General features: G+C 64.3%; 19 protein-coding genes. 10 read left to right on the plus strand and 9 right to left on the minus strand.

The features are described from left to right. Positions 1–48 precede the first annotated feature (48 nt). Positions 49–723: a CatB-related O-acetyltransferase gene (locus G9Q80_RS24830; protein WP_088715406.1), complete on the plus strand. Its 675-nt coding sequence runs from the start codon at positions 49–51 to the stop codon at positions 721–723. 113 nt (positions 724–836) lie between these two features. Here the strand turns inward: G9Q80_RS24830 and G9Q80_RS24835 are convergent, their stop codons facing one another. Then, the gene (locus tag G9Q80_RS24835) at positions 837–2,471 is read right to left on the minus strand and encodes a SulP family inorganic anion transporter (RefSeq protein ID WP_074621730.1); all 1,635 of its coding nucleotides are present in this window, start codon (positions 2,469–2,471) and stop codon (positions 837–839) included. A gap of 283 nt (positions 2,472–2,754) precedes the next feature. On the opposite strand from G9Q80_RS24835, the gene G9Q80_RS24840 reads away from it, so the two are divergent. From G9Q80_RS24840 to G9Q80_RS24855, 4 genes are all read left to right on the plus strand, one after another. Beyond that, positions 2,755–3,636 (plus strand): S-methyl-5'-thioadenosine phosphorylase, encoded by an 882-nt coding sequence (locus G9Q80_RS24840; protein ID WP_088715405.1) that lies wholly within the window; start codon positions 2,755–2,757, stop codon positions 3,634–3,636. Between the two features lie 9 nt (positions 3,637–3,645). Continuing rightward, positions 3,646–4,323, plus strand: a complete 678-nt coding sequence (locus tag G9Q80_RS24845) for a DUF2927 domain-containing protein (RefSeq protein WP_088715404.1) — start codon at positions 3,646–3,648, stop codon at positions 4,321–4,323. 4 nt (positions 4,324–4,327) lie between these two features. Further along, positions 4,328–4,948, plus strand: coding sequence for a LysE family translocator (locus G9Q80_RS24850; protein WP_088669901.1), 621 nt, complete (start codon positions 4,328–4,330; stop codon positions 4,946–4,948). An 82-nt stretch (positions 4,949–5,030) separates the two neighbouring features. Further along, positions 5,031–5,570 (plus strand): adenine phosphoribosyltransferase, encoded by a 540-nt coding sequence (locus tag G9Q80_RS24855; protein ID WP_043138265.1) that lies wholly within the window; start codon positions 5,031–5,033, stop codon positions 5,568–5,570. A gap of 154 nt (positions 5,571–5,724) precedes the next feature. Here G9Q80_RS24855 and phaZ read toward each other — a convergent pair whose 3' ends face one another. Further along, positions 5,725–7,005, minus strand: a complete 1,281-nt coding sequence (gene phaZ, locus G9Q80_RS24860) for a polyhydroxyalkanoate depolymerase (RefSeq protein WP_043138267.1) — start codon at positions 7,003–7,005, stop codon at positions 5,725–5,727. Positions 7,006–7,136: 131 nt separating this feature from the next. On the opposite strand from phaZ, the gene G9Q80_RS24865 reads away from it, so the two are divergent. The 3 genes from G9Q80_RS24865 (at position 7,137) to G9Q80_RS24875 (ending at position 10,245) form a co-directional block, all read left to right on the plus strand. Continuing rightward, the gene (locus G9Q80_RS24865; protein ID WP_043138269.1) at positions 7,137–8,939 is read left to right on the plus strand and encodes a PHA/PHB synthase family protein; all 1,803 of its coding nucleotides are present in this window, start codon (positions 7,137–7,139) and stop codon (positions 8,937–8,939) included. A gap of 124 nt (positions 8,940–9,063) precedes the next feature. Further along, positions 9,064–9,513: a phasin, PhaP gene (locus G9Q80_RS24870; RefSeq protein ID WP_043138270.1), complete on the plus strand. Its 450-nt coding sequence runs from the start codon at positions 9,064–9,066 to the stop codon at positions 9,511–9,513. A gap of 264 nt (positions 9,514–9,777) precedes the next feature. Further along, positions 9,778–10,245, plus strand: coding sequence for a hypothetical protein (locus tag G9Q80_RS24875; protein ID WP_043138272.1), 468 nt, complete (start codon positions 9,778–9,780; stop codon positions 10,243–10,245). Positions 10,246–10,407: 162 nt separating this feature from the next. Here G9Q80_RS24875 and G9Q80_RS24880 read toward each other — a convergent pair whose 3' ends face one another. The 4 genes from G9Q80_RS24880 to topA form a co-directional block, all read right to left on the minus strand. Next, positions 10,408–11,031: a 3-oxoacid CoA-transferase subunit B gene (locus G9Q80_RS24880; RefSeq protein WP_088715403.1), complete on the minus strand. Its 624-nt coding sequence runs from the start codon at positions 11,029–11,031 to the stop codon at positions 10,408–10,410. Beyond that, a complete protein-coding gene (locus G9Q80_RS24885; protein WP_088715402.1) occupies positions 11,031–11,735 on the minus strand; it encodes a CoA transferase subunit A in 705 nt (234 codons plus the stop codon). Before G9Q80_RS24885 ends, G9Q80_RS24880 begins: the two co-directional genes overlap by 1 nt. A gap of 117 nt (positions 11,736–11,852) precedes the next feature. Beyond that, on the minus strand, positions 11,853–12,419 hold the full coding sequence (locus G9Q80_RS24890) for a L,D-transpeptidase (RefSeq protein WP_043138279.1): 567 nt from the start codon (positions 12,417–12,419) through the stop codon (positions 11,853–11,855). A gap of 89 nt (positions 12,420–12,508) precedes the next feature. Beyond that, on the minus strand, positions 12,509–15,217 hold the full coding sequence (gene topA / locus G9Q80_RS24895; protein ID WP_088715401.1) for a type I DNA topoisomerase: 2,709 nt from the start codon (positions 15,215–15,217) through the stop codon (positions 12,509–12,511). Between the two features lie 187 nt (positions 15,218–15,404). Between topA and G9Q80_RS24900 the strand changes: the two genes are divergently transcribed. Then, positions 15,405–15,839, plus strand: a complete 435-nt coding sequence (locus G9Q80_RS24900; RefSeq protein WP_074621737.1) for a hypothetical protein — start codon at positions 15,405–15,407, stop codon at positions 15,837–15,839. Positions 15,840–15,847: 8 nt separating this feature from the next. Here the strand turns inward: G9Q80_RS24900 and dprA are convergent, their stop codons facing one another. From dprA to tldD, 3 genes are all read right to left on the minus strand, one after another. After that, positions 15,848–17,053 (minus strand): DNA-processing protein DprA, encoded by a 1,206-nt coding sequence (gene dprA, locus G9Q80_RS24905; RefSeq protein WP_088715400.1) that lies wholly within the window; start codon positions 17,051–17,053, stop codon positions 15,848–15,850. Positions 17,054–17,186: 133 nt separating this feature from the next. Next, positions 17,187–17,585: a hypothetical protein gene (locus G9Q80_RS24910; RefSeq protein WP_069208990.1), complete on the minus strand. Its 399-nt coding sequence runs from the start codon at positions 17,583–17,585 to the stop codon at positions 17,187–17,189. 67 nt (positions 17,586–17,652) lie between these two features. Continuing rightward, positions 17,653–19,074 (minus strand): metalloprotease TldD, encoded by a 1,422-nt coding sequence (gene tldD / locus G9Q80_RS24915; protein ID WP_043138295.1) that lies wholly within the window; start codon positions 19,072–19,074, stop codon positions 17,653–17,655. A 141-nt stretch (positions 19,075–19,215) separates the two neighbouring features. On the opposite strand from tldD, the gene G9Q80_RS24920 reads away from it, so the two are divergent. Continuing rightward, positions 19,216–19,473 (plus strand): hypothetical protein, encoded by a 258-nt coding sequence (locus G9Q80_RS24920; RefSeq protein ID WP_074621740.1) that lies wholly within the window; start codon positions 19,216–19,218, stop codon positions 19,471–19,473. The last annotated feature ends 12 nt before the right edge of the window (positions 19,474–19,485 follow it).

The raw sequence follows: 19,485 nt of genomic DNA on the forward strand, positions 1-19,485 counted from the left end.
CAGACCCTTTGAACCCCTGACATTTCCCCAGAGTTCAAAGGAGGCATCATGCCTGATCCATCCAAGCCGGGTCCTTCCCTGCCCGCGCCAGACGCGGCCTTTCCCATCACCCTGCCCGACGGCACCCCGCATCGCGGCACGGTTTTCCTGAAAAACGTGATCGACCATCCGCGCTTCGTGGTCGGCGACTACACCTACGCCTCGGACTTCGACCCGCCTGAGGACTGGGCGGCGCGGCTGGCCCCCTACCTGTTCCCCTTCAGCCAGGAAAAGCTGCGCATCGGCAAGTATTGCCAGATCGCCCACGGGGTCCGGTTCATCGGCAGTTCCGCCAATCACGCGATGGACGGGCTGACCACCTTTCCCTTTGCGGTCTTCGACCCGTCGACCATGCTGGGTTACCAGCCCGACAGCCGCGACACGGTGATCGGCCATGACGTCTGGCTGGGCTATGGCGCCCTGGTCCTGCCCGGCGCGCGGATCGGCAATGGCGTCATCGTCGGTGCGGGCGCCGTGGTGCGCGGCACGGTGCCCGATTACGCCGTCGTCACCGGCAACCCGGCGCAGGTGGTCAAGATGCGGTTTGCCCCGCAAGAGATCGAGACGCTCAACGCGCTGGCCTGGTGGGACTGGCCGCCCGAGCTTGTCGCCCGGGCCCGTCCGGCGTTGGAGGCCGGCGACGTTGCCGCGCTGCAGCAAATCGCGCCGGCAGATCCCGGCTGAACGCGAAAAAAGGGCGCCCTTTCGCGGGCGCCCTTAACGAAACCTTGCCGGTTTGTACAAAATGCTGAAAACGGCGTACGTTTTGTACAAAACGTACAAAACGCCGCCCGGTCTCAGTGCCCGCCCAGGATGCCCGTGCGAACGTTGTAATCGACCGCCAGTTCGTAATCCGGGTCGTCGTCACTATCGACCATCAGGTGGCCCGCCTTGGTCAACAGCTTGTGGCAATCCCGGCTCAGGTGACGCAGCTTGATCTGCTTTCCGGCGTCCTGGTACTTGCCCGCGACGGCCTCGATCGCCTGCAGGGCCGACTGATCGACCACCCGGCTTTCGTTGAAATCCACGATCACCACGTCCGGGTCGTTCTCGACGTCAAACAGTTCCATGAACCCGTCGCTGGAGCCAAAGAACAGCGGCCCCTGGATCTCGTAGACCTTGGCACCCAGATCGGTGTGCGACTCGCGCGTCTTGGCATGGATGCGCCGGGCGTTGTTCCAGGCATAGGCCAGGGCCGAGACGATGACACCGACGACGACCGCGACGGCCAGGTCTTCCATCACCGTGACGACCGTCACCAGCAGGATGACAAAGGCATCCATAGCCGGAACCTTTGTCAGTATTTTCAACGAGTTCCAGGCAAATGTCCCGATCACCACCATGAACATCACCCCCACCAGCGCGGCCAGCGGGATCAGTTCGATCAGCGGCGCGGCAAAGAGGATGAAGGTCAGCAGGAACAGCGCGGCTGCGATGCCCGCGATCCGCGTGCGCGCGCCGGATTTGACGTTGATCATCGACTGGCCGATCATCGCACAGCCGCCCATGCCGCCGAAAAAGCCGGTCAGGATGTTCGAGGCCCCTTGCGCGATACATTCCTGGCTGGCGCCGCCGCGCTTGCCGGTGATTTCTCCCACCAGGTTCAGGGTCAGGAGCGATTCAATCAGCCCGATGGCCGCCAGGATCACGGCATAAGGCAGAATGATTTCAAGCGTTTCCAGGTTCAGAGGCACCGCCGGGATGTGGAAGGGCGGCAAGCCCCCCTGGATCGAGGCCAAGTCGCCCACGCGCGGCACGTCCAGTCCGAAGCCGATCACCAGCGCAGCCACGACAAAGATCCCGGCCAGCGGCGCGGGCACAACCTTGCTGACCTTCGGCATGACCCAGATGATCGCCATCGTCAGCGCCGTCAGTCCCAGCATCAGGTACAGCGGCATCCCCGACAGCCATTCGCCCCCGCCCATGCCGTGCCCGGTATTTTCCATTGTTCCCGGGACCTTGAACTGACCCAGCTGGGCCAGAAAGATCACGATGGCCAGCCCGTTCACAAAGCCCAGCATGACCGGATGCGGCACCAGGCGGATGAACTTGCCCCATTGCAGCGCCCCGGCGATCACCTGCAGAATGCCCATCAGGACGACGGTCGCGAACAGGTATTCGACCCCATGCTGCGCCACCAGCGCCACCATGACCACCGCCAGCGCCCCCGTCGCGCCAGAGATCATGCCCGGCCGCCCGCCGATCAGCGCCGTCACCAGCCCCACGAGGAAGGCCGCGTAAAGCCCCACCAGCGGGTGCACCCCGGCGACAAAGGCAAAGGCCACCGCCTCGGGCACCAGCGCCAGCGCCACGGTCAGACCCGCCAAAAGCTCGATCCGCCACCGGCTGGGCGTCAGTTTCTCGTCCGGCATCAGGGACAGGTCGGGCAATTCCACACGGTTGGCGAAACGCGCCAAGAGGGCTTTTTTCATCGGGGATCCTTTCCTGGGCGCAGCATCGGGCAGCCTGTGGCCGCTAACGCCGCATCGCAGCATGTTCGCGATTCAGGGCCTCATAGCGGAACCTGGCCAAAGATGCACGGAATTCTTCCGTATGCGACCGGACCACAGCCAGCGGGTATCCCACAGCGGCAACACCTGCTGGATTGTATCACGAAACCCTGCTCGGGCGCTTGCCCTCGGACACGCATCCGGCACACTTCGGGCAAAGCGAAACACCGGGCGCCGCGACGCCACGCAAGGACGGGGTACAGACATGACGGATACGATGATCGCCGTGATCGGCGGGTCGGGCATCTACGACATCGAGGGGCTGGAAGGCGCGGCGTGGCAGGCCGTGGACAGCCCCTGGGGCACGCCCTCTGACGAGATCCTGACCGGCACGCTGGACGGCGTGAAGATGGCCTTCCTCCCGCGCCACGGCCGGGGCCACGTCCACGGGCCGACGACGGTCCCCTATCGCGCCAATATCGACGCGCTGAAACGCATCGGCGTGACCGACGTGATCTCCGTCTCTGCCTGCGGCTCCTTCCGCGAGGAAATGGCGCCGGGCGATTTTGTCGTCGTCGACCAGTTCATCGACCGCACCTTCGGGCGTGAAAAATCCTTCTTCGGCACCGGTTGCGTCGCCCATGTCTCGGTCGCCCATCCCACCTGCCCGCGCCTGGGCGATGCCTGTTTCACCGCCGCCAGGGACGCCGGTATCACCGTACACAAGGGCGGCACCTACCTGGCGATGGAAGGGCCGCAATTCTCGACCCTGGCGGAGTCGAAGATGTACCGTGAAAGCTGGGACTGCGACGTGATCGGCATGACGAACATGCCCGAGGCCAAGCTCGCCCGCGAGGCCGAGCTTTGTTACGCCTCCATCGCGATGGTCACCGACTATGACAGCTGGCACCCCGACCACGGCGAAGTCGACATCATGGACATCATCAAGACCCTGTCCGGCAACGCCGACAAGGGGCGCGAGATGGTGCGCCGCCTGCCCGCCCTCCTGGGGGCCGACCGTGCCCCCTGCCCGCACGGCTGCGACCGGGCGCTGGAATATGCCCTGCTCACCGCGCCCGAGAAGCGCGATCCCGCGCTACTGGCCAAGCTCGATGCGGTCGCCGGCCGGATGCTGGGTGGCAACTGACGCCCGGCCATGCTGAGACCTGCCCTGTTCTGCCTGGCACTCGCCCTGCCCTGCGCCGCCTCGGGGGCGGTGGACTATGTCGAAACCGATGGTCTGCTCAGCGACGAGGATTTCTACCGGCTGGTCGCCTGCGCCGCCCCCCCGGGCCAGTCCTGCCGCAAGGACATGGTGCGCTGGCCCACAGACCGCCCCCTGCGGGTGCAGTTTGCCCGGATCGACCGCGCCTTTCTGGGCGGGCGGCAGAAACGCGCGCGCGCCGCGCTGGAACGGGCCATCCAGTACATCAACCGTGCCGGGGCCGGAATCTCGCTCCGCGAAGTCGCGCCGGAGGCCGAGGCCGACATCCGCATCTACCTCGTCGATACGGACGGCTCCACGCCGATCAGCGGCACAGGGATCAAGGGCGTGGACGGCATGAGCGTCACCGGCGCGCGCGTCATCGTCTGGTCGCGCAGCGACACCCATGTGATCCAGCGCGCGCGGATCATCTTTGGCACCCGGCTGGACATCCGCCACTACGAATCCGCCATGATCGAGGAACTGACCCAGGCCCTGGGCCTGTTGACCGACATCCGGAATCCCGCTTACCTCGGCAGGTCAATCTTTTCGCAGGATGACAATCAATCCAAGGACCTCGGCCCGCAGGATCTCAAGGCCCTGCGACGCCATTATCCGCCACGGGAGTAGCCGCATGGACCTGAATCTCTGGCTGGCCTTCGTCGCCGCCTCGACCGCCCTCCTGCTGATCCCGGGCCCCACCGTTCTGCTGGTCCTGTCCTATGCGCTCAGCAAGGGCCGGTCGGTGGCCATTGCTTCTGCCGCCGGCGTGGCCACCGGCGATTTCATCGCCATGAGCCTGTCGCTCGCGGGCCTCGGTGCGCTGGTCGCCGCCTCGGCGACGCTCTTCACGGTGCTGAAATGGGTCGGCGCCGCCTATCTCGTCTGGCTGGGGATCAAGCTGATCCGCTCGGCCCCGCGTGAGGGGCTGGCCCTGCCCGACAGCGACGTGACCGCGCGCGGCGTCTTTGGCCACAATCTCGCCGTGACCGCGCTGAACCCCAAGAGCATCGCCTTCTTCATCGCCTTCGTACCGCAATTCGTCACCCCCCAGGCGCCGCTCCTGCCGCAGTTCGCTATCCTTGTGAGCACCTTTGTCACCCTGGCGGCGCTCAACGCCCTCGCCTATGCGCTGGCTGCCGACCGGCTGCGGCGCATGATCCAACGACCCTCGATCCTGGCCTGGCTGACCCGCGCGGGCGGCGCCACGCTGATCGGGATGGGCGTGCTGACGGCAACACTGCGCCGCGCCTGACAGGGGGCCTGCGGGCAGAAGACTTGCACAGCCCGCCGCTGCCACGCTACGGCGGGCGGGCGTTTCAACCGGGGACCCTTCCATGCCGCGCAAGACAGAGATCAAGGACTACATCCGGACCATCGTCGATTTCCCGCACGAGGGGATCATGTTTCGGGATGTCACCACGCTGTTCGCCGACCCGCGCGGCTTTCGCATGGCCGTCGACCAGCTCCTGCACCCCTACGCCGGGGTGCGCTTCGACAAGGTGGTGGGGCTGGAGGCCCGCGGCTTCATCCTGGGCGGCGCCGTGGCGCACCAGCTCTCCGCCGGTTTCGTGCCGATCCGCAAGAAGGGCAAGCTGCCCGGCGCGGTCATCTCCGAAGACTACCAGCTGGAATACGGCGAGGCGGTGGTCGAGATCCACGACGACGCCATAGAGGCGGGCGAAAAGGTGCTGCTGGTCGATGACCTTCTGGCCACGGGCGGCACCGCCGAGGCCGGCATCAAGCTGGTCGAACGCCTGGGCGGCGAGATCATCGGCTGCGCCTTCGTGATCGACCTGCCGGACCTGGGCGGCCGCAAAAGGCTCGAAGCAATGGACATGGACGTCCATACACTCTGTACCTTCGACGGTCTCTGACACCCGCTCCGAGCTTCTTTGGTTTCAAAAATACCTCGGGGGAGCGCCAAAGGCGCGGGGGCAGAGCCCCCTGCCGGAGGACGGCGCGCTTGCCGCGCAAGGACGACAGGCAAAGCGCGCGCCCGCAGGCGCGCACAATTGGATCACCGATCGGTCAGCGGTGATCGGCCAGGTTCACCGGAACGGCCGCAGGGCCCTTGGGCAGGTCCGAATTGGCGTCGATGAAGTCCAGCACCAGCGGGCGGATGTTGTTGCGCCAGCTCTTGCCGGCGAAGATGCCGTAATGGCCCGCCCCCGGCTCCAGGTGGCTGGCCTTCTTCTCGTCCGGCAAGCCGGTACACAGATCCAGCGCCGCCACGCATTGCCCGGGCGCCGAGATATCGTCCTTCGCGCCTTCGACGGTTTTCACCGCGACCTTGGTGATCTTGCCGATGTCCACCCGATGGCCGTCCACGATGAATTCGTTTTTGGCGATCTCGCGATTCTTGAAGACCCGCTCGACGGTCGACAGGTAGAACTCCGCCGGCATGTCCATGACCGCCAGGTATTCGTCGTAGAAACGGTTGTGCGCGTCGTGGTCCGAGGCCTCTCCGCGTGCAACGCGGATGATCTGATCGCGGAAGGCAGCAGAGTGGCGATCCGCGTTCATCGACATGAACGAGGCCAACTGCAACAGGCCCGGGTAGACCATGCGGCCGACGCCCTTGTACTTGAAGCCGACACGCTGGATCATCGTCTCTTCCAGCTGCCCCATCGTCACGCGGCGGCCAAAGTCGGTCACGTCGGTGGGGGTGGCGTCCGGGTCGATCGGCCCGCCGATCAAGGTCAGGGTGCGCGGCTGCGCCTCCGGGTCCAGCTCAGCCAGGTAGGCGGTCGCGGCCAAGGTCAGCGGCGCCGGCTGGCACACGGCGATCACATGGGTATCCGGCCCCATGTGCCGCATGAACTCCATCAGGTAGAGCGTGTAATCCTCGATATCGAACTTGCCCGCGCTCACCGGAATGTCGCGCGCATTGTGCCAGTCCGTGACGTAGACCTCGCAGTTCACGATAAGCGACTTGACGGTCGAGCGGAGTAGTGTGGCATAGTGGCCCGACATGGGCGCGACCAGCAGGATCTTCCGTGGCTGTTCCTCGCGCCCGGAGACGTTGAAATGGATCAGGTTGCCAAAGGGTTTTTCCACCACGGTGGCGACGTCGACGAGGTGATCCTTGCCGTCTTCGCAGGTGAACGTGCGGATCCCCCAGTCGGGCTTGACCACCATGCGCTCGAAGGTGCGTTCCGTGACGGCACCCCATGCCGCCATCCACTCCAGCCCGGGGTTGGGAAAGGCCGAGAACACCGGGTAAGAGGCCATCGTCCGCGCCGTCGCGCCCATCCAGGCGTTGGTGTTGCGGATGCTCTCCATCAGATCATAGGTCGCCATGTAGCGCACGACAGCACTCCTTTTGTTTCGCGGGGTCAGCGGCTTGCCGCGCACCCAGGCCCGAGCCAATTCGTCGCTTTGCCCCCCGAAACCCACGACGGTATTTCTGCACTTGCGAAGGATAGGGGGATTTGTTTCCAATGACAACAAACGAGGTTGCCGCAGGCGAAAGCCGGGCGCGGCTGGAGGAGAACCTTGAGCGGGTCGAGGAACTGAGCAAGCGGCTCGTTTCGGCCCTGACCCGACGCCATCCAACGCCGCAGGCGCTGAACGGCCCCGACCACGCGCTGTATACCAAGGCCGCACAGGCCTACATGCAGGAATGGATGACCAACCCGGCCAAGCTGATCGAGCAGCAGGTCAGTTTCTGGGGCAAGACCGTCACCACCTTTGTCGAGGCGCAGCAACAACTGGCGCGCGGCAAGCTGACCGCGCCGGAGAACCCGGGCCCCAGCGACAAACGGTTCAAGAACCCGCTCTGGGACAGTCATCCCTATTTCAACTACGTCAAGCAACAGTATCTCATCAACGCCAACGCCATCCGCGATGCGATCGACGCGATCGAGGACATGGACGAGAAGGAAAAGCGGCGTCTGCGCTATTTCAGCCAGCAGATCGTCGACATGTTCGCGCCGACCAACTTCCTGGCCACGAATCCCGACGCGCTGATGAAGGCGGTCGAGACCGAGGGCGAAAGCCTGGTGCGCGGGCTGGAAAACCTTGTCGGCGACCTTGAAGCGAACAACGGCGAGCTTGTTGTGCGGCTGGCCGATGACAGCGCCTTCGAGATCGGCGAGAACATCGCCACCGCCCAGGGCGAGGTGATCTATCGCAACCGCATGATGGAGATCATCCAGTACAGCCCGACAACCGAACAGGTCTACGAGACCCCCATCGTGCTGTTCCCGCCCTGGATCAACAAGTTCTACATCCTCGACCTGAAACCGCAGAATAGCCTGATCCGCTGGGTCGTGGACCAAGGCTATACCCTGTTCGTGGTCAGCTGGATCAACCCGGACGGCAAGTACCGCGACGTCGGCCTCGAGGAATATGTCGACGAGGGTTTCCTCAAGGCGATCGAGGTCGCCAAGGACATCTGCGGGACCGACAAGATCAACGCGGTCGGCTATTGCATCGCCGGCACGACGCTCAGCCTGACCCTGTCGCTGATGAAAAAGCGTGGCGACAAGTCGGTGAAATCGGCCACTTTCTTTACCGCGCTGACCGATTTCAGCGACCAGGGAGAATTCACGCCCTTCCTGCAGGACGATTTCGCGGACGGGATCGAACAGGAGATCGACCAGGAAGGCATCCTGCCCTCCTTCATCATGGCGCGCACCTTTTCCTTTTTGCGGTCGAACGACCTGATCTACGGTCCTGCGATCCGCTCTTACATGATGGGGGAAACCCCGCCCGCCTTCGACCTGCTGTACTGGAACGGCGACGGGGCGAACCTACCGGGGCGGATGTTCAGCCAGTACCTGCGCGGGCTTTGCCAGCGCAATGAATTCGCCGAAGGCACGTTCGAGCTTTTCGGGGAAAAGCTCAGCGTCAAGGACGTGGATGTGCCGCTGATGTCCATCGCGGCAGAGACAGATCACATTGCCGCGGCGCGTGACGTCTATCGTGGCGTGCAGATGATGGGATCACGGTCCAAGCATTTCGTGATGGGCCAGTCCGGCCATATCGCGGGGATCGTCAATCCGCCCTCCAAGGGCAAGTACGGCCATTTCGTCAACGACGACCTGTCCGGTGACTTCGATGCCTGGAAAGAGACCGCCGAGTTCCAGGAAGGCTCTTGGTGGCCGCACTGGGAAGGCTGGCTGCGCAAACGCTCGGGCAAGAAGGTCCCCGCGCGTGAACCGGGCGATTCGGCTTATGCGCCGCTTGCGCCCGCCCCCGGCACCTACGTTAAGCTGAAAGCGGCCCAGCAAAACCAGTGACTTGTCAGCCAGATGCTGCGGCGCAGAAATTTTTCTTGAAATGCCGCGTCGCAGCATGCATATTCTAGTCAGTTGCTGAACGACGGGGCGGGCCCGGGGCAGCAAGACACAAGGATTGACTGAGATGGCACAGACCCAGGACATCACCGCGATGATGAAAGAGATGATGGGCGCATTCCCCGTGGACACCAAGGCCATGGAAGACGCGTTCAAAACCACCGCGACCATGAACGAAAAGCTGTCGGCGGTTGCTCTGGAAGCCGCTGAGAAGTCGACCGAGCTGTCGGCAACCTGGACCAAGGACACCCTGTCCAAGCTGGCCGACATGTCGAAAGCCAAGGCAGAGCCGGCCGACTACGCCAAGGCGATGACCGATTTCGCATCCGGCCAGGCCGAAGTGGCAGCCGAGAACATGGCAGCCTTCGCCGAGATCGCCAAGAAAGTCCAGATGGATACCGTCGAGCTGCTGATGGCAGCCGGCAAGGATTTCTCCGAGGACGCGACCGCGGCCATGAAGAAGGCCACCGACGAGATGACCGCGACCGCCAAGAAGGCAACCGCCGCGGCCAAGTAATCGGTCTCGACCGAAAGATTTTGCGCCCTCTCCTCCCAAACTTGGCGCAATATCCTGGGGCAGGATCTTCGGATCCTGCCCCTTTTTCTTTGCCTGGCAGGAACTTGTCCATCGCTACTTTGCCCCTGCGACAAGGGGTGCGACATAATTTTTGCTGCATCGCAGCAGAAAAATCTTGAAATGCTGCGACGCAGCATCCATCTTTGGGTCAGTGGAACGCAGCACGCCGGAGACGGCGCAACATTGGAAAAAGGATCAAGACAGATGGCAAAGACCGACGACATCACCGCCATGATGAAAGAAATGATGGGCGCATTCCCCGTCGACACCAAGGCGATGGACGACGCCTTCAAGACCACCGCGACCCTGAGCGAGAAGCTGTCCGGCGTCGCGCTGGAAGCGGCCAAGAAATCGACCGAACTGTCGGCAACCTGGACCAAAGACACCCTGTCCAAGATGACCGAGATGTCGAAGGCCAAGGCAGAGCCCGCCGACTACGCCAAGGCAATGACCGACTTCGCCTCGGCACAGGCAGAGATCGCGGCCGAAAACACCGCCGCCTTCGCCGAAATCGCCAAGAAGGTCCAGATGGACACCGTCGAACTGCTGATGGCGGCCGGCAAGGATTACTCCGAGGACGCAACCGCGGCGGTCAAGAAGGCCACCGACGAGATGACCGCGACGGCCACCAAGGCGACGACCACCGCCAAGAAAGCCGCGCCGGCCAAGTAATCCGGTCTAGACCGGACGGAAATTGCGCCTCTCCTCCCAACCTTGGCGCAAGGACCTGGGGCAGGATCTTCGGATCCTGCCCTTTTTCATTTGCTCAATGCACCAACGAAAAAGGGCGCGCCCCTCGCGGGCGCGCCCTTTGGTCCGGAAAGCGTCCCGGGATTAGACGATGGTCGCCTCGGTCGCGGCGCGCAGTTCGTCCTCGGTCACGCCCTCGGCGCATTCGACGATCCTGAGGCCGCCCTCGACCACGTCCAGAACGCCCAGGTTGGTGATGATCCGGTCGACCACGCCCTTGCCCGTCAGCGGCAGCGTGCACGCCTTCAGCAGCTTGGAGTCACCGTGCTTGTTGGTGTGGTCCATCACCACCACCACCTTCTCGACACCGGCCACGAGGTCCATCGCCCCGCCCATGCCCTTGACCAGCTTGCCCGGGATCATCCAGTTCGCCAGGTCGCCGTTCTCGGCCACCTCCATCGCGCCCAGGATCGCCGCCGCGATCTTGCCGCCGCGGATCATGCCAAAGCTCATCGCGCTGTCGAAATACGACGTCCGCGCCAGTTCCGTGATCGTCTGCTTGCCGGCGTTGATCAGGTCCGGGTCCTCTTCGCCCTCGAAGGGGAAGGGGCCCATGCCCAGCATGCCGTTTTCCGACTGCAGCGTGATGTCCTTGTCGCCGACGTAGTTGGCGACCAGCGTCGGGATGCCGATCCCGAGGTTCACGTACATGCCGTCTTCGAGTTCCTGCGCCGCGCGCGCGGCCATCTGGTTGCGATCCCAGGGCATCAGGCTTCCTCCCGCTTGCGGACGGTCCGCTGTTCGATCCGTTTCTCGTGGTCGCCCTGGATGATCCGGTGCACGTAGATCCCCGGCAGGTGGATGTGATCCGGATCCAGAGAGCCGCGCGGCACGATTTCCTCGACCTCGGCCACGCAGACCTTGCCGCACATGGCCGCCGGCGGGTTGAAGTTCCGCGCCGTCTTGCGGAACACCAGGTTCCCGGTGTCGTCCGCCTTCCACGCCTTCACGATCGAGAGGTCGGCAAAGATGCCTTCCTCGAGGATATAGTGTTCCCCGTTGAAGACCTTGACCTCCTTGCCTTCACCTATCTGCGTGCCGTAGCCGGTCTTGGTGTAGAACCCAGGGATCCCGCAGCCACCGGCCCGCATCCGCTCGGCCAGGGTGCCTTGGGGGTTGAATTCCAGCTCCAGCTCGCCGGAGAGGTACTGGCGCATGAACTCGGCGTTTTCACCCACGTAAGAGGACATCATCTTCTTGATCTGGCGGGTGTCGAGCAGTTTGCCCAAACCGAACCCGTCGACGCCCGCATTGTTCGACGCGACCGTCAGATCCTTGACCCCGCTCTCGACGATCGCATCGATCAGCAGTTCGGGAATGCCACAGAGGCCAAAGCCCCCGGCGGCAATCAGCATGCCGTCTTCTAGAAGACCGTCCAGCGCTTCTGCCGCCGAACCGTAGACCTTTTTCATGGGACTCCCCCTGTTCACCTGGATTGGCGCAAGTTGTCGCCGCTCTGCAGCAAAGAGTCAACGCGGGCGGGCCGATGTCGACCCGCCCGCGGGATTTCGCACCTGACCCAGAGGGTATCAGATCAGGCGCACCTGCGTGCCGATCGGCGTGATCTGGTACAGCTCTGCGATCTTTTCGTTGTAAAGACCGATGCAGCCATCGGACGACGGTCGCCCGATCTTGCGCGTGTCGTGCGTCCCGTGGATCAGGTAGGCCGGCCAGTCAAAGTACATCGCATGCGTGCCCAGGGGATTGTCCGGCGCGCCCCCTTCCACCGGTCGCCAATCCGGAAAGCGTTCCATCTGCGACGCGGTCGGCGTCCAGGAGGGAGCCTCCTTCTTGCGCACGATCCTGGTGTATCCGCGTTTCGTCAGCTCGTCGGTCTTGGGCACCGAGGTCGGATAGACGCGATAGTCGCTGCCGTCCGCGTTCCAGTAATGCAGTGCGCGGCTAGCGGTATCGCAGACGATGCAGCCCACGCCCAGTTCGTCAAAATGGTCACGCCAGTCCTGGCTCGAAAAGCTCGAGATGTTGCGCCGCACGACTGTCGCCTCTTCGCGCACCTCGGCCCGGGCCCGGGCCGGCACGACCAGCGCCGCGCCGCCCGCGATCAGCAGGCCACGGCGGGACATTCCCTTGTTCATGATGCTCTCCTTGCCTGTAGTATTCCACGGCAAGCCTTACTCCGCGCCGCGATGCGGCACCAATCACATCCAGTTGACGAAATGTGTTTTCAACCCTCGTCGCCCGCCGCTTTCTTCGCAGCGGTTTTCTTGGCCGTGGCCTTTTTCGCGGTGCTCTTTTTGGCGGCCGGCTTTTTGGCCGCTGCCTTCTTGGGAGCAGCCTTCTTCTTGCCGCTCTTGGCCGCCTTTTCGTTCACCAGCGCAACCGCGGCCTCCAGCGTGATCTCCTTGGGATCGGCATCCTTGGGCAAAGTCGCATTGACCTTCTCCCACTTGACGTAAGGCCCGTAGCGCCCTTCGTAGACGCTCAGCGCGCCGCCGTCCGGATGGTCCCCCAGTTCCCGCAGCGGCTTGGCCGCCGCGCCACGACCGCGTCCCGGGTTAGCCCGTTTCTCGGCCAGCATTTCCACTGCACGGTTCATGCCGATCTCAAAAACCTCCTGGAATTCCTTGAGGTTAACGTAGACAGGTTTTTCCTCGTCCGGCTTCTGGTGCATGATGAATGGACCAAAGCGGCCCAGGTTCGATTTGACCACGCCGCCCTCGGGGTGCATCCCGATTTCTCGCGGCAATGTCAGAAGGGTCAGCGCCTTTTCCAGGGTCATGCCATCCGGCTCCCACCCCGGCAGGAACTGCCCGCGCGCCTTGGGCAGCGAGGCCCGCGGCGGCTTCTTGTTCTCGGGCGTGGGTTCGCCGCGCTGGACATAGGGCCCAAAGCGCCCGGCCTTCAGCCAGATCTCGTCTCCGCCGTCCTCGCCAAGCAGGCGCTCCTCGCCCTCGGCGCCTTCACCCGCGATCGGGCGGGTATAGGTGCATTCCGGGTAGTTGCCGCAGCCGACAAAACCGCCGGTGCGCGAGGTCTTCAGGTGCAACTGCCCCTGCCCGCACTTCGGACAGATGCGCGGATCGCTGCCATCCTCACGCGGCGGATACAGCTGCGGCGCCAAAGCCTCGTCCAGCACGTCCAGAACCTCGGAAATCCGCAACTCGGAAGTCTCGGCAATCGCGGCACTGAAGTCGCGCCAGAACTTGGCCAGAAGGTCCTTGTAGTCCTCGTTGCCCGCAGACACGCTGTCCAGCTCATCCTCGAGCGCGGCGGTGAAATCGTACTCGACATAGCGCTTGAAGAAGTTGAGCAGGAAGATCGTGACGATGCGCCCCTTGTCCTCGGGGATCAGGCGGTTCTGTTCCTTGCGAACGTATTCCCGTTCCTGGATCGTGGTCACGATCGAGGCATAGGTCGACGGGCGACCGATGCCCAACTCTTCCATCTTCTTGACAAGCGTCGCTTCGGTGTAGCGCGGCGGCGGGTTGGTGAAGCTCTGCGTGGCCAGCGTGGCCCCGTCATTCGACATGACGGCGTTGCGCGCATCACCCACCGCCTTTTCGACCGCCTTGGCGTGTTCGCCTTTCAGGGCGCCGGCGTCGAACTTGGCCGCCTCTCCCTGCATGATCTGCGGCAGCCGCTTGTCGTCATCCTCGACCGGCTCGTCGCGGCCCTCTTCGTAGATCTTGAGGAAGCCGTCGAACAGGACCACCTGACCCGTCGCGCGCAGGCCCACCTGGCCGTCGTCGCTGCCGATCTCGACCGTGGTCCGTTCCAGCCGTGCCGCTTCCATCTGACAGGCCAGCGTCCGCTTCCAGATCAGGTCGTAAAGCTTGCGCTGATCGGGTTCGGACAGGCGCAGGCTCTCGGCGTCCTTGGTCATGTCCGTGGGCCGGATGCACTCGTGCGCTTCCTGTGCGTTCTTGGCCTTGTTCTTGTACATGCGCGGGCTGTCGGGAACGTAATTCGCACCGTAGCGATCCTTGATCGCGTCACGCGCGGCCATGACCGCTTCCGGCGCCATGTCGATGCCGTCGGTCCGCATGTAGGTGATGTGCCCGGCCTCATACAGGCGCTGCGCCGCGTTCATCGTCTGGCGTGCGCCCATGCCGAACTTGCGACTGGCCTCCTGCTGCAGGGTGGAGGTCATGAAGGGCGCGGAAGGGTTCCGCGAGGTCGGCTTGGCTTCGACCGACAATACCTTCAATGCGCGCTTTTCGATGGCACTGACGGCCATCTCGGCATCGGTCAGGTTGGCGAGGTCGTAGCGGTCGAGCTTCTTGCCCGCGAGATTGGTCAGCCGGGCCTCGTAGCTCTGCCCCCGCGGCGTGGTCAACTGCGCCTTCACCTGCCAGTATTCCCGAGGTTTGAAGGCCTCGATCTCCATCTCGCGCTCGACGATCAGGCGCAGGCAAACCGACTGCACCCGCCCCGCAGAGCGCGCGCCCGGCAGCTTGCGCCAGAGCACCGGCGAAAGGTTGAAGCCCACGAGGTAGTCCAGCGCCCGGCGCGCCAGGTAGGCCTCGACCAGCGGCGCGTCGATGTCGCGCGGGTTCTTCATCGCCTCGCTGACCGCCTGCTTGGTAATCGCGTTGAAGGTGACGCGTTCGACCTTGGTGGACTTCTTGATGGACCGGCGCTTGGTCAGCGCCTCTTTCAGGTGCCAGGAAATCGCCTCCCCCTCGCGGTCGGGGTCGGTGGCGAGGATCAGTTCGTCGTCGGATTTGAGCGCCTCAGCGATCGCCGCGACGTGTTTGCGCGAATCGTTGGCGATCTCCCATTTCATCGCGAAATCATCATCGGTATCGACCGAACCGTCCTTGGGCGGCAGGTCACGGACGTGGCCGTAGGACGCCAGAACAGTGTAGTCGGACCCCAGATACTTGTTGATTGTCTTGGCCTTGGCAGGGGATTCGACGACGACGACGGGCATGGGGTTCTGCTACCTCGTTAAATTTCTTTGGGGCCGTGTGAGGGCCTTGTCTTGAGCCGCGTATGGCGGCGCAAGATGTGGTGCGCAAGGAGGATTTGTCAATCCGGGGCGCCATGACGCTGGCGATGCCGCTTTCCGCGCCGCTCCGGTTTCGGCTAGGTTCCCCGCATGTAACGGAGCTAGAACCATGACCCGATTTACCGCTTTTCTGGCCGCCATCTCGTTGGCCGTCACGCCCTTGTCGGCCAGCGCCTGGCAGGAACCCGCACGCGGAACCGCTCTGCGAACCGACCTGATGGACGCGATCCGGCCGCACGCGGAATGGGTGCTTGGGGCGCCGGTGATCTTCGTCGTCTCGGACCTGCGGGTCAGCGGCGACGTGGGATTTGCCAGCCTGCATCCCGTCCGCCCCGGCGGACGCGAGATTACGCGGGACGAGATCCCCGTCCGGCCCGGCTGGGACAATCCCTTTGACTGGGGCGGGCCGGACATCCAGGTGCTGTACCAGCGTTCCGGATCGACCTGGGTCGCCGTCCAGCACGCCATCGGCGCCACCGATGTCTGGTGGTCGGACCCCACCTTCTGCCCCACCTGGGGGCCGGTGATCCCGGAGTTCTGCTGATCCCGGGATCAGTGCCGCACCACCAAGGACAGTAATCCGCCCGGCTGGCGCCGGATGCGTCCGTCCAGTTCGAGGTCGGTCAGCACCGGCGAGACCTTGCCGGCGGGTGCGCCCAGATCGCGGATCAACTGGTCTTCGGCCAAGGGCGAAGGACCAAGCCGGTCCAGAATCTGCTGGTGCAGTGCCGCGGCCTTGCGAAGGGCGGGTTTCCGGTCCGGCGCCCGCTGCGAATGGGACGATGCCCGATCTACACGTTCCGCGCCTTGTGACGGATCTGGCAGGTCCAGTTCGGGTTGGGCTTTGGCGTTCGGTGTGTCCAGCGGAGGCAGCGCCTCGATGATGTCCTCGACGTTGCGCACGAGGCGCGCGCCGTCGCGGATCAGGATGTTGCAGCCGCTGGCGCGGGCATCCATCGGGTGACCGGGAACCGCCAGCACCTCGCGTCCCTGGTCAAGCGCGGTGCGCGCGGTGATCAGCGACCCGGACTTTGCCGCCGCTTCGACAACGACGACTCCGCGAGACAGGCCGGAAACGATCCGGTTGCGTGTCGGGAAATGCCGGGCCACGGGCTGCAGGCCCATCGGCTGTTCGCTCAACCGACAGCCGCCACTCTGACATATCTCGTCCGCCAGACGTGTATTCTCGGCCGGGTAGAGCACATCGACACCACCGGCCATGACGGCCACGGTGCCGCTGCGCAGGGCGCCGACATGGGCCACGGTATCGATTCCCCGGGCCAGCCCGGAAACCACCACGAACCCGACTTCTCCCAGTCCTTCGGCCAGGCGCCGCGCCATGCGCGTACCCAGGGACGAGGCGCTGCGTGCGCCGACCAGGGCAATCATGGGGCGCCGCAGCACGTCCCTATCGCCGAGGCCCCAAAGCAGCGGTGGCGCGTCTGGAAGTTCCGCCAGGTCCGAGGGATACCCCGGCTCTCCACGGCAGAGCAGCCAGGCCCCGGCGCGGTGCCCGGCGGCCAGTTCTGCCTCGACCACGCCACGCGGGCAGGCCTCGTACTTCTCGACCCCGGCGGCGCGGGCGACATCCGGCAAGGCGTCTATCGCGGCGGCGGCGCTGCCATGTTCGTTCATCAATCTCCAGAAAGTCGTCGGCCCAACGCGACGAGAGCGCAAGAGACGGAGCCAATCCACGCGATGATCTTCCGTGGTGGGTGGGAGTGGGGGGTGAGTGGAAGAGTAGCTTTCGTCGCGCATCCTGACCCCGTCTTCTTGCAGGACCAGTGATAGCGCCAGAGTGGTTAACCATAGGTGAATCGCGCAGGATCACCCGCAGGATTTCGTGTAATACACTGTTTTTCCAAAACTCTTGACGTCAGCCTTGCGCCGCCTAGGCAAGCCCCTCCGGCTCCGGTGGAGAGCCCGCGTCACCTGCAGGCCGAAACACTGATGCCATCCAGCGCAACGCGACAAGATGGATCAGGGCAAGGAACGGCCCCAGAATCACCGCCAGAATGCCGCCGATCAAAGCCGACAGGAGGGTGCCGATCACCAATCCGCCCGCAAGCGCCACGGCCCAGCCGCCCCACCCGTTGACCAAGGCTAGATGGAGGACCACCGCCCCAGGCAGATGACCCGCCCAGCTGAACAGGGCCGAGAACGCCAGAACGATCCCGATGGCGCCGAAAACACCGGCGATTTCGGAGGAAACCCCCGCCAGGAGCGAGGCATTCATGCCCAGGATGACCCCGAACACCACCGTGCCGGTGAGGGCGATGCCCACGGCCAATAGATGCACCCGGATACTCAATCGATCCGCAAGACCGGGATCGCTGCGGAACGGGTGCCACCAGGGGTCAGGCCTGGGCGCCGCCAACCGTAAGCCCCCCGATCATCACGGTCGGCTGTCCCACGCCCACCGGCACCCATTGGCCCTGCTTGCCGCAATTGCCCATGCCCGGGTCCAGCTCCATGTCGTTGCCAAGCGCCAGGATACGGTTCAGCGCATTTGCCCCGTCACCGATCAGCGTCGCGCCCTTGACCGGGGCGCCCACCTTGCCGTTCTTCACGCGGTAGGCCTCGGTACAGGAAAAGACGAACTTGCCATTGGTGATGTCCACCTGTCCGCCGCCAAAGCCAACGGCCCAGATGCCATCCTTGAGATCGGCAACGATATCCGCGGGATCCGAATCGCCGCCCAGCATGTAGGTGTTGGTCATGCGCGGCATCGGGATATGGGCATAGCTCTGCCGCCGTCCGTTGCCCGTCGGGTCGACCCCCATGAGGCGCGCGTTCTGCCGATCCTGCATGAAACCTACCAGCTTGCCGTCCTCGATCAGCACGTTCTTGCCCGAGGGCGTGCCCTCGTCATCCACGGTGATCGAGCCGCGACGGTCCGGAATCGTGCCATCGTCCAGCACCGTCACGCCCTTTGCGGCGACCTGCTGGCCCATCAGGCCGGCAAATGCGGACGAGCCCTTGCGATTGAAATCCCCTTCAAGCCCGTGACCCACAGCCTCATGCAGCAAGATGCCCGGCCATCCGGGGCCCAACACGATGTCCATGACACCCGCCGGGGCCGGTTCCGCCTCGAGGTTGACCAGCGCGACGCGTAGCGCCTCTCGCGCCTTGGACTGCCAGTCCTGCGGCGCCAGCAGCCCGTCCAGGGCCACACGCCCGCCACCACCCGCGGTGCCGGATTCGCGGCGGCCGTTCTCCTCGACGATGACCGAGACATTGACCCGTGTCATCGGCCGCACGTCCGAAACCAGCGTTCCGTCGGCGCGCAGGATCGAGACCTCCTGCAAGGAGGCGGCGATTGTCGCTGTCACCTGCACGACGCGGCGATCGAGATCACGGGTGAAGGCGTCGATCTCGCGCAGGGTTTCCAGCTTGACCGGGAAACTGGCTCCCTCGATGGGATCGGCGTCCGTATAAAGGTGCCGGTTGGTGCCCGCGGGGGGCGGCGCCATGATCCCGCCGCCATCTCCGATGGCCAGCCGCGCCGTGTCCACCGCCCGCTTCAGCGCCGCTTCGCTGATCTCGGAAGCATGGGCATAGCCCGCCACTTCGCCGCGCACCGCACGCAGGCCGAAGCCCTCGGAGGAATCATAGCTGGCGGTCTTGACCCGTCCGTCATCGAGAACGAGCGCTTCGGAACGGGCGCGCTCGATGAAAAGCTCGCCATCCTCGGCACCGGCCAGCGCGTCGCGGACAAGCGCTGTGGTGGCATCGAGGTCCAGATGGGTCTCGAACGGGCGAAAGGGAGCGTTGGACATGTGAAACTCCGGGATCGGTCAGGGCGTCTGTTGCCCCAAGACCTAGACCATCGGCATCGGCTTGACCACGGCAGAGGTCGGGCGCGTTTGGGAAAGGAGGCACGTCGTGTTAGGTTGCAATGTCATTCGGGAGGACGATCCATGCGCAAGACTTTGACTGCACTGCTCCTTGCCCTCAGCGCTGGCGGTGCCTCGGCCCAGTACATCGACGTGATCGAAATGCTGCAGGCCCCGCCAAGCGGGGGCGGGGTGACGCTGGACCGGAACACCAGCACGCTGACCATCGAAAAGCCCGGATCCCTGCCCCCCATGTCGGAAAACGTCCCTCACAAGGTGGACGGCGCGGGCATCGGCATAGATACAGGGCCAGACACCAGAGGCACGCCCATCGGCAAGTAACAGTTCACGACC

This window comes from Mameliella sp. LZ-28, assembly GCF_012274245.1.
GTDB classification, from domain to species: domain Bacteria; phylum Pseudomonadota; class Alphaproteobacteria; order Rhodobacterales; family Rhodobacteraceae; genus Antarctobacter; species Antarctobacter albus.

Coding starts and splice junctions, on each gene's coding strand:
- G9Q80_RS24830 (WP_088715406.1), top strand. CDS start 49: ATGCCTGATCCATCCAAGCCGGGTCCTTCCCTGCCCGCGCCAGACGCG.
- G9Q80_RS24835 (WP_074621730.1), bottom strand. CDS start 2,471: ATGAAAAAAGCCCTCTTGGCGCGTTTCGCCAACCGTGTGGAATTGCCC.
- G9Q80_RS24840 (WP_088715405.1), top strand. CDS start 2,755: ATGACGGATACGATGATCGCCGTGATCGGCGGGTCGGGCATCTACGAC.
- G9Q80_RS24845 (WP_088715404.1), top strand. CDS start 3,646: ATGCTGAGACCTGCCCTGTTCTGCCTGGCACTCGCCCTGCCCTGCGCC.
- G9Q80_RS24850 (WP_088669901.1), top strand. CDS start 4,328: ATGGACCTGAATCTCTGGCTGGCCTTCGTCGCCGCCTCGACCGCCCTC.
- G9Q80_RS24855 (WP_043138265.1), top strand. CDS start 5,031: ATGCCGCGCAAGACAGAGATCAAGGACTACATCCGGACCATCGTCGAT.
- G9Q80_RS24865 (WP_043138269.1), top strand. CDS start 7,137: ATGACAACAAACGAGGTTGCCGCAGGCGAAAGCCGGGCGCGGCTGGAG.
- G9Q80_RS24870 (WP_043138270.1), top strand. CDS start 9,064: ATGGCACAGACCCAGGACATCACCGCGATGATGAAAGAGATGATGGGC.
- G9Q80_RS24875 (WP_043138272.1), top strand. CDS start 9,778: ATGGCAAAGACCGACGACATCACCGCCATGATGAAAGAAATGATGGGC.
- G9Q80_RS24880 (WP_088715403.1), bottom strand. CDS start 11,031: ATGCCCTGGGATCGCAACCAGATGGCCGCGCGCGCGGCGCAGGAACTC.
- G9Q80_RS24885 (WP_088715402.1), bottom strand. CDS start 11,735: ATGAAAAAGGTCTACGGTTCGGCGGCAGAAGCGCTGGACGGTCTTCTA.
- G9Q80_RS24890 (WP_043138279.1), bottom strand. CDS start 12,419: ATGAACAAGGGAATGTCCCGCCGTGGCCTGCTGATCGCGGGCGGCGCG.
- topA (WP_088715401.1), bottom strand. CDS start 15,217: ATGCCCGTCGTCGTCGTCGAATCCCCTGCCAAGGCCAAGACAATCAAC.
- G9Q80_RS24900 (WP_074621737.1), top strand. CDS start 15,405: ATGACCCGATTTACCGCTTTTCTGGCCGCCATCTCGTTGGCCGTCACG.
- dprA (WP_088715400.1), bottom strand. CDS start 17,053: ATGCGCGACGAAAGCTACTCTTCCACTCACCCCCCACTCCCACCCACC.
- tldD (WP_043138295.1), bottom strand. CDS start 19,074: ATGTCCAACGCTCCCTTTCGCCCGTTCGAGACCCATCTGGACCTCGAT.
- G9Q80_RS24920 (WP_074621740.1), top strand. CDS start 19,216: ATGCGCAAGACTTTGACTGCACTGCTCCTTGCCCTCAGCGCTGGCGGT.